This window comes from Cupriavidus sp. SK-3 (assembly GCF_000611145.1).
Taxonomy (GTDB): Bacteria; Pseudomonadota; Gammaproteobacteria; order Burkholderiales; family Burkholderiaceae; genus Cupriavidus.
This window is the reverse complement of sequence record NZ_JFJV02000105.1, coordinates 1-7,334: the sequence shown is the minus strand read 5'-3', so window position 1 is coordinate 7,334 and position 7,334 is coordinate 1. Positions and strand designations below refer to the sequence as shown.

7 protein-coding genes are annotated in these 7,334 nt (G+C 62.4%); all 7 read right to left on the bottom strand.

Annotated elements, in window-relative coordinates:
* Nucleotides 1-27: 27 nt before the first annotated feature.
* Complete coding sequence (locus CF70_RS11050; protein WP_051648258.1) at nucleotides 28-678, bottom strand: hypothetical protein; 651 nt, start codon at nucleotides 676-678, stop codon at nucleotides 28-30.
* A 6-nt stretch (nucleotides 679-684) separates the two neighbouring features.
* Nucleotides 685-3,051 (bottom strand): ABC transporter permease, encoded by a 2,367-nt coding sequence (locus tag CF70_RS11045; protein ID WP_051648256.1) that lies wholly within the window; start codon nucleotides 3,049-3,051, stop codon nucleotides 685-687.
* Entirely contained in the window at nucleotides 3,045-3,704 is a 660-nt protein-coding gene (locus CF70_RS11040) for an ABC transporter ATP-binding protein (protein ID WP_200876732.1), read from the bottom strand. Before CF70_RS11040 ends, CF70_RS11045 begins: the two co-directional genes overlap by 7 nt.
* 141 nt (nucleotides 3,705-3,845) lie before the next feature.
* A complete protein-coding gene (locus tag CF70_RS11035; protein WP_035864144.1) occupies nucleotides 3,846-4,286 on the bottom strand; it encodes a universal stress protein in 441 nt (146 codons plus the stop codon).
* 255 nt (nucleotides 4,287-4,541) lie between these two features.
* Nucleotides 4,542-5,816 carry an ATP-binding protein gene (locus CF70_RS11030; RefSeq protein ID WP_081862125.1) on the bottom strand — a complete coding sequence of 425 codons (1,275 nt, stop codon included), beginning with the start codon at nucleotides 5,814-5,816 and terminating at the stop codon, nucleotides 4,542-4,544.
* An 86-nt stretch (nucleotides 5,817-5,902) separates the two neighbouring features.
* Nucleotides 5,903-6,571 (bottom strand): response regulator, encoded by a 669-nt coding sequence (locus tag CF70_RS11025; protein ID WP_035864141.1) that lies wholly within the window; start codon nucleotides 6,569-6,571, stop codon nucleotides 5,903-5,905.
* Nucleotides 6,572-6,598: 27 nt separating this feature from the next.
* Nucleotides 6,599-7,276 (bottom strand): cytochrome b/b6 domain-containing protein, encoded by a 678-nt coding sequence (locus tag CF70_RS11020; RefSeq protein WP_035864140.1) that lies wholly within the window; start codon nucleotides 7,274-7,276, stop codon nucleotides 6,599-6,601.
* Nucleotides 7,277-7,334 lie beyond the last annotated feature (58 nt).

Genomic DNA, 7,334 nt, shown 5'->3' with positions numbered 1-7,334 from the left:
CGCGTCTACACGGCCTTCAGCGGACGGTTACCTGCGCTCCGGAATGCCCAGAACAGCTCCGGCAACGGGCGCTCTGACTGACACCAATGAAGAGGAACGGCCCTTGTATTCGCGCAAGGCGAGCATGCCAGCCTCGGCGACCCGAACCTCCTCCATGGCCGCGTTTGCTCGCGCCTGCACCGCCGCCAGTTCATTGCCGGCGGTGATGCCAAGGTTGGCGGCCTGCTCGCCCGCCTGCGGCGACAGGAAATGCTCACGCACCAGACGCTCGATCCGCTGCCGCTCTCGTTGCGCCTGCGCATAATCCTCGGCAGCGTGACGTACCCGCTCCAACGCCTCGCGGTGCGCAGCACGCGCGGCCGCCACCCTGCCTATCACCTCTTCCTGCTCCCTTGCACTCAACGGCAATGGCGCCAGTTCGGCCACGACTTGCCCTACCTTCACGGCGTCGCCTTCGCGCAGGCCGATGCGCATCAGCCGGCCGCCAATTGGCGCCGCAATGACAAAGCGCTCTTTGCTGCGAGTCTCTCCTTCCTCGCTCGTCGTGACCTCCAGTGGGCCGTGCGTGGCCTGGACAGTGTCCACCTCGGAAGGGGCGGGAACCAGCAGGTAGACCGAACCCGCGAACAGCAAGATCCCGGCAAGAATGAGCGCAGCCCTACTTGCCGAGAGGCGCATCGCGTGTCACTCCCGCGTCTTCAGCACTGCGACCAGGTCGAGATGGCGCAAGCGCCGCAAGACCAGAAGGCCTGCGGCCAGCGCGGCGCAAGCCGCCGGCAGCATCGCGAAGAAAAGCGTTGCCCGCTCCAGCGCCAGCGGAATCCGGAATGCGTCCCGGTCAAACACCGGCACTAGCAATGCGCAGAGCCCGTAGCCCACGGCGATGCCCAGCGGCATCGCGGCGGCCGTCAGCAGTGCCTGCTCTCCGATGAGGATGGCCGCGACTTCTCCCTGCGAAAAGCCGAGAACCCGCAAGCTGGCCAGCTCGTTGCCGCGCTCGGACAGTGCAACGCGGATATTGTTATAGACGACGCCTGCGACAATGACCGAGGCAAAGCCCGCCAGGACCAAACTCGATATCACGAAGGTGCGGTCCAGTGTGCTGCCGATGCTCTCGAGCACGGCACTGCGCACGATCACCGAACTGATTGCGGGCAGGCGTTTCAACCTGGCATACAACTCTTGCTTCTTAAGCGTGTCGATGCGCAGATATACGCCACTGATGGCAGGGCTTTCCCCTAACTGCCGGGACAGCGCCTGCCGTTCTATATAGGCGCTGATGCCAAGCAAGTCATCAACCGTGGCGACCACAGGCAGCGTGATGACGTTCCGGCGCCCCTCCAGCAACTCTGCCTCGACCCGATCGCCAATGCCGATGTGCAAAGTCTCGGCCAGTTTGGCGGATACGACCAGACCATCGGAGCTTACACGCCGGCGGCCTCCCGTATAGCCAACCACCTCGCGCAGATCAGCGCTGGCGTCCAGGCCCGTGAGTTCGGCACGCTTGGCACGGTGGCCATGCCGCAGCCAGACTGGAGTCATGCGGAAACCTTCGGCCTTCATGACGCCCGGCAGTTGTACAACATCGAAAGCCGCAGTTGCAGGCTGCGCCTCGTTGAAGAACAACGTAACGTCGTCGTGCTGTACCTGGCCGAACTGCAAGTCCAGAATCTGGTTGACGCCGTCCAGCCCGAACCTGCCCACCACCATGAGCCCTACGGCCAAGGCAATCCCGGTCATCGACAGCATGGCCTTGCCGGGCCGGCGAGCCAGGTTCCTGACGATCAGCCGCAACGGAATCGGCATTGCGCGGAGCACGCCGGTACGGTCCAGAAGGCTCGCGCGAAAGCCCGCAGGCAGTTCCGGCCGCATGGCCTCGGCGGGTGGCAGCCTGGCGGCGCGCAGCACCGCGGCACCAGCCCCGACGATGGCCGCGGCCACGCTGGCCAGCACAGCGACGATCAGCGCGCGCGGGCTTATGGCCGCCTGCAGGTTGGGAAAGTGGAAATATTGGCGATATAGGCCAACCATTAAGGTCTCGAAGTAGAGGCCGGCCGGTATGCCGGCTGCAACGCCAATCGACACTGTGGCGACTCCGAAGCGCAGGTACTGAAAGGCAACCGTGCGGCCGCCGTAGCCAAATGCCTTGAGCAGCCCGATCTCGGCACGCTGCATCGTGACGAGCCGGCTAAGCAGCGTGTACAGCAGGAACGACGACACGGCAAGAAACAGCGCGGGCACATAAGTGGCGGTAATACCGATCTCTGCCAGTTCGTCGGACAGAAAACGATTAGATAGCTGGTCTTCCCTGCCATAGGCGCCCAGGCTGCCATAGCGGGCCAAGAGGCGGTCGAGCGGATCGATGACCTGGCGCGCGGCGATACCGGCATCGAGCGTCAGCGCGACATCATTGAATGCGCCTTCCATGCCAAAAGCGGACGCGATTGCCTCGCGTCCCACCCACACCACACCAAAGCGGCGGTTGTCCGGGAAGACCATGCCCTGCCCCACTTCGTAGACATACTCCGGAGACATCCCGATGCCAACGATGGCCAGATTGCGGGAGCGGCCGTTGAGTATGGCGGTGACGCGGGAACCGACCTCCAGGCCGTTGGCGGCGGCAAAGACGGCGCTGGCCACCACTTCGTCTTCCCTGGCCGGGTTCGGGTAATGGCCGCGCAGCAGGAACAGGGCATTCACCACCGGTATGCCGCTGGCCGGAAGGGAGACCAGCCGCAAGGTGGCGGGCTCGCTGAAACCCGGCACATCGGCAGTCACATCACGCACAATTCGCGTTTCGATACCGCGAACCCCTGGCAAGGCACGTATCTGGTCTACCATCCCGAGCGGCGCACGCTTTACGTTCGCGAACACATCGGCGAAGCGGTGACCTGTGTAATAGCGGTCTTGGGCGATCGCCAGCGACTGCCAGGCGCCGTACATTCCCACCAGGACCGCGATGCCGCAGGCAACCACCAGCGCGGCCGCGATCACCTGCCCGCGCAGCCGCCAAAGATCGCGCCCCAGCATCTTCCATAGAGCGGTCACCATGACAGTTCCGATGGGCTGGCGCGTGCCGCATTGCGTTCAATGCCCGTGATGGCGCCGCTGCTGATATGGATCACGCGGTCGGCCATAGCCGAAATGGCGGCGTTATGCGTGATCACGACGGTAATGGCACCTAACTCGCGGTTTACCAGTTCAAGCACTTCCAGTACCAGCTTGCCCGTCTTGTAATCGAGCGCGCCAGTTGGCTCATCGCATAGCAGGATGTCAGGCCGTTTGGCGATCGCGCGCGCAATCGCCACGCGCTGCTGTTCGCCGCCCGATAGCTGCGCCGGGAAATGATCCTTGCGGGGCGCCAGCCCGACCATCTCCAGTGCTTGCAGCGGATCCATCGGCTGTACGGCGATTTCCGTGACGAGCGCGACGTTTTCGAGCGCGGTCAGGCTGGGGATCAGGTTATAGAACTGGAAAACGAAGCCGACATGCTCGCGGCGGTAGCGGGTCAGGCCTTCGTCGTCGGCTTGGGTCAGGTCGTGATCGCGATAGACGACGGTGCCGGTGCTCGGGCGGTCCAGGCCGCCAAGGATGTTCAGCAGCGTCGATTTCCCGCTGCCCGACGCGCCAAGCAACACCACGAACTCGCGGCCGAACAAATCGAGGTCGACGCCCGCCAGGGCGTGAATCTCAATTTCGCCCATGCGATAGCTCTTGCCGACATTCCGGAGCCGAAACAGGGCTGCCTCCCGCCCATTCGCCACGTCGCTTCCAGCGGATTTTGTGGCAAGGGCGTTCATCCTGTTCTCCACTCCGCGGTCTTATGCCCCGCCGGAGAAACATGCTCATTCTGTCTTGGATGGCACCTTTACCAGTACAACCGGGCATTCCGCATGCGCAATCACGCGTCCCGCCACGGAGCCGACAATCGCTTCCAGGAACGCCCCCCGGCCATGGGCGCCCATGATGATCGCCTCAGCCTTGATGGATTTGGCATAGTCCACAATGCGCTCTGGCGCGAATCCGACCAGGCTGTGCTCTTCAAAAGGCACGCCTGCGCCACGCAGGATCGCGGCCACGGATTGCATGACCTTGGCGCTTTCTTCCGTGTGCCAGGCGTCGATGTCCTTCTTGCTGATGAAGGACTTCACCTCCCCCGAGAGGTCTGGCAGGCAGTGCACGACATGGACGGAGAAGCCGTCCTTGAATAGCCGTCTGTCAGCCAGGCATTGCGCCGCAGCATCACTGTAGGTGGAACCGTCCGTAGCCAACACGATATTTTGCATTTCCGCCCTCAATTTGCCGATGTCTCTTCTTCGATTTCCATTCCTTGTCGCGTGCTAATTGCGCCAACAGAAAATTCAGCGCCTTCGCACTTATGTCCTGAATCCCGGCAGCGTAGCCCACCACTCATTCTAGAAGTAGCTACGGAAATTGAAATGACTTTAGGGCAATGGCCCGACTCTAAGCGACTGAAGCCGCGCCCGGGCGAAGCCAAGGTGAAAGCGTCCCAAGTTCCCGCAGATGACCAGCGGGGGTTCTTAAACGGCTTGGTGACCGCACCGACCGCTGACGCGAACAGCGAGGCCGCCCAACTCCGCCGACTGATCGACCTCGATCTCCAACTGGTGAACTGCTGCAATGCGTCGTACGATCGACCATCCCAGCCCGCTGCCACTCTCGCTGCTACCTGGAACCCGGAAGAATCGCTCCCCGAGTCTGCGGGCGTCGGCTTCAGCCAGCCCTGGGCCGCTGTCTTCAACAATTAAGACAACTCGCCCACTGTGCTGCTGCACGCCCACTCTCACCCGCGCAAATTGGGGGCTATATCTCAGCGCGTTGTCGACCAGATTGCGAGCCAGGACGGCCAAGAGCGCCTCGCTGCCGGGAAGGTTGCAGGATTCGGTGGCTTCGAACTCCAGACTCTGATTCTTCCCAATCGCCTTCGGTGCCAGTTCGGCCACCACCTGCTGTACCAGCGCCCTCAGGTCGACTTCTGCCATACTTGGGGTTGCGTTGGCTTCCAGCCTCGACAAGGTAAGCAATTGCTCCACCAGTCGTGTGGCGCGGTCGCAACCGTCAAGCGTGCGCTGGAGTGCGCCCCTTCGCAAAGCATCATCGGCTTCGCCCAGCGCTACCTGCGCTTGCACGCGGATTGCTGCAATCGGTGTTCGTAGTTCGTGCGCAGCGTCTGCGGTGAAGCGCCGTTCAGACTCCAACAGCGTGCCAATGCGTTCGAACAAGCCGTTTAGTGCATTTACCATTGGCACCATTTCGGAGGCGATGCCTTCAAGCTTTACCGGGTGCAGGGCTTGTGCAGGGCGCTCCGCAAGCGCACGCCCGAGCCGCCGCATCGGTGCCACGCCTTGGTAGACTGCCCACCAGACCGCAATCGCCAACAGGGGCAGCGCCAGGCCAATCGGCCACAGCGTACTGCGCAGCACAGCCCAGAGAATCGAAGCCCGGGAACTCGCTTGCTCGCCCACGTAGACTTGTACGTCCCGTTCTCCCCCATGCGTAGCGAATACGCGCCACGTGACACCTCCGATCTGCACCGTAGCGAATCCTGTCTTGAAGCCCTTGTCACGTTCGACCAACGGCACAGCAGGCGCGTTAGCCGATCGAAGCGCGAGACGCCCTTCGTGGAAGACCTGGAATGTGACTTTTGGTGCGTATCGGTGGAGACTGGGCGCATCAACACCCTCGCCATCCACATCTATCTCATGCGCTTGCTGCACCACCAGCAATGCGGCGGCCTGGGCCAAGTGGCTATCAAGCAATTCGTCGAGCTCGTGCCGAGCGTCAAACCAGGTCATTGCCGCAGTGACCAGCCATACACTCGCCACTACGGCGAGGATCAGCGTGATTAGCCGGCCTTGCAACGAGTAAAGTTGCCTTTGATTCACTTTTTTGAGGCGCGCGGAAGGATGTAGCCAACGCCACGCACCGTGTGGATCAAGGCAGATCCAAGTTTGCGCCGCAGATTGTGGATATGCACTTCGATTGCATTACTTTCCACTTCTTGCCCCCAGCTATAGAGATGCTGTTCGAGCTGCTCGCGTGAAAGTACCTGGTCGGTATTCAGCATAAGCACATGCAGGAGGTCGAACTCGCGAGCGGACAGCGCGACAGAGTCACCCTCTAGTTCCACGGATCGGGCGGCCGGATCGAGAACAACATCATTTATGCGCAGGCGTTCCTGTGGCTGGCCGTGTGCGCGGCGTATCAGCGCGCGCAACCGCGCGGCCAGTTCATGCAGGTCTACCGGCTTGACGACATAGTCGTCAGCGCCGATATCGAGCCCACGGATGCGGTCCGGCACTGCGTCGCGCGCCGTCAGCACAAGGACTGGCACTGCGTTGCCGGCCCGACGGATCTCAATCAAAACCTCCATGCCATCTTTCAACGGAAGACCGAGATCGAGCACGGCAGCCGCGTAGGGGTGCGCGCGCAACTCGCGCTCCGCGGCCCCGCCGTCGCGTACCCAGTCCACGTGAAAGCCGAGCTGCCGCAGGCCGGCTCGCAAGCCTTCGCCGATCAGGGGGTCGTCTTCGGCAAGGAGGATTCGCATAGTTGATAGTGTCTCATGATATAGCGCCTAATCGTTATCGCGATCGCCAGCCTTCACCGAGACTGAGGGCCGCTCGGAGAAGCCAGCGCCAGGCTGGACATCTCTCCACTGCGACCACCAGAAACCCAGTACCGTCACGAGCATCAGCACGGCGACGCTCCTCCAGGCCCTGCGAATCCCCTCCTCCGGCCTACCGGGCTTGCGTCCCGTCACCATGGCACCCACCAGGTTCTCGCGATGCAGCCAACTGGCAATCATCACGCCGGCAACGTGAAAGCCGACAATCGCCAGCATGACATTGGCTGCCACCTCGTGAGCGCCTTCCAGCCAGTGGCCGGCCATATCGTTGTAACTCATCCAGCCCGAAGCGCTGACGACCAGCGCCAGCCCCAGAAGCGCCATGATGGCAAATGCGCCGGCCGGATTATGGCCCGCATAGTGCTCGGGCGCACCGCGCAGCAGCCCCCGGAGATAGGCTGCCACCTGCCTGGGGCCGCGGACGAAGTTTGTGAAGCGGGCATGCCGGGTGCCAAGGATTCCCCAAAGAAGGCGAAAAAACACCAGGCCCGCCATGGTGTACCCCAACGTCACATGCACTAGCCGCCAGCGCTCACTCTCAGCGGTAAGGTAGGCCCCGGAAAAACTGAGCACCATAAGCCAATGGAAAGCGCGAATGGGAACGTCCCAGACCAGGATCCTGCGGATTCCCCGCCCGGATTCGGTGGGATTAGCGGCATGCGCTTATACACAACTATCCCCACCG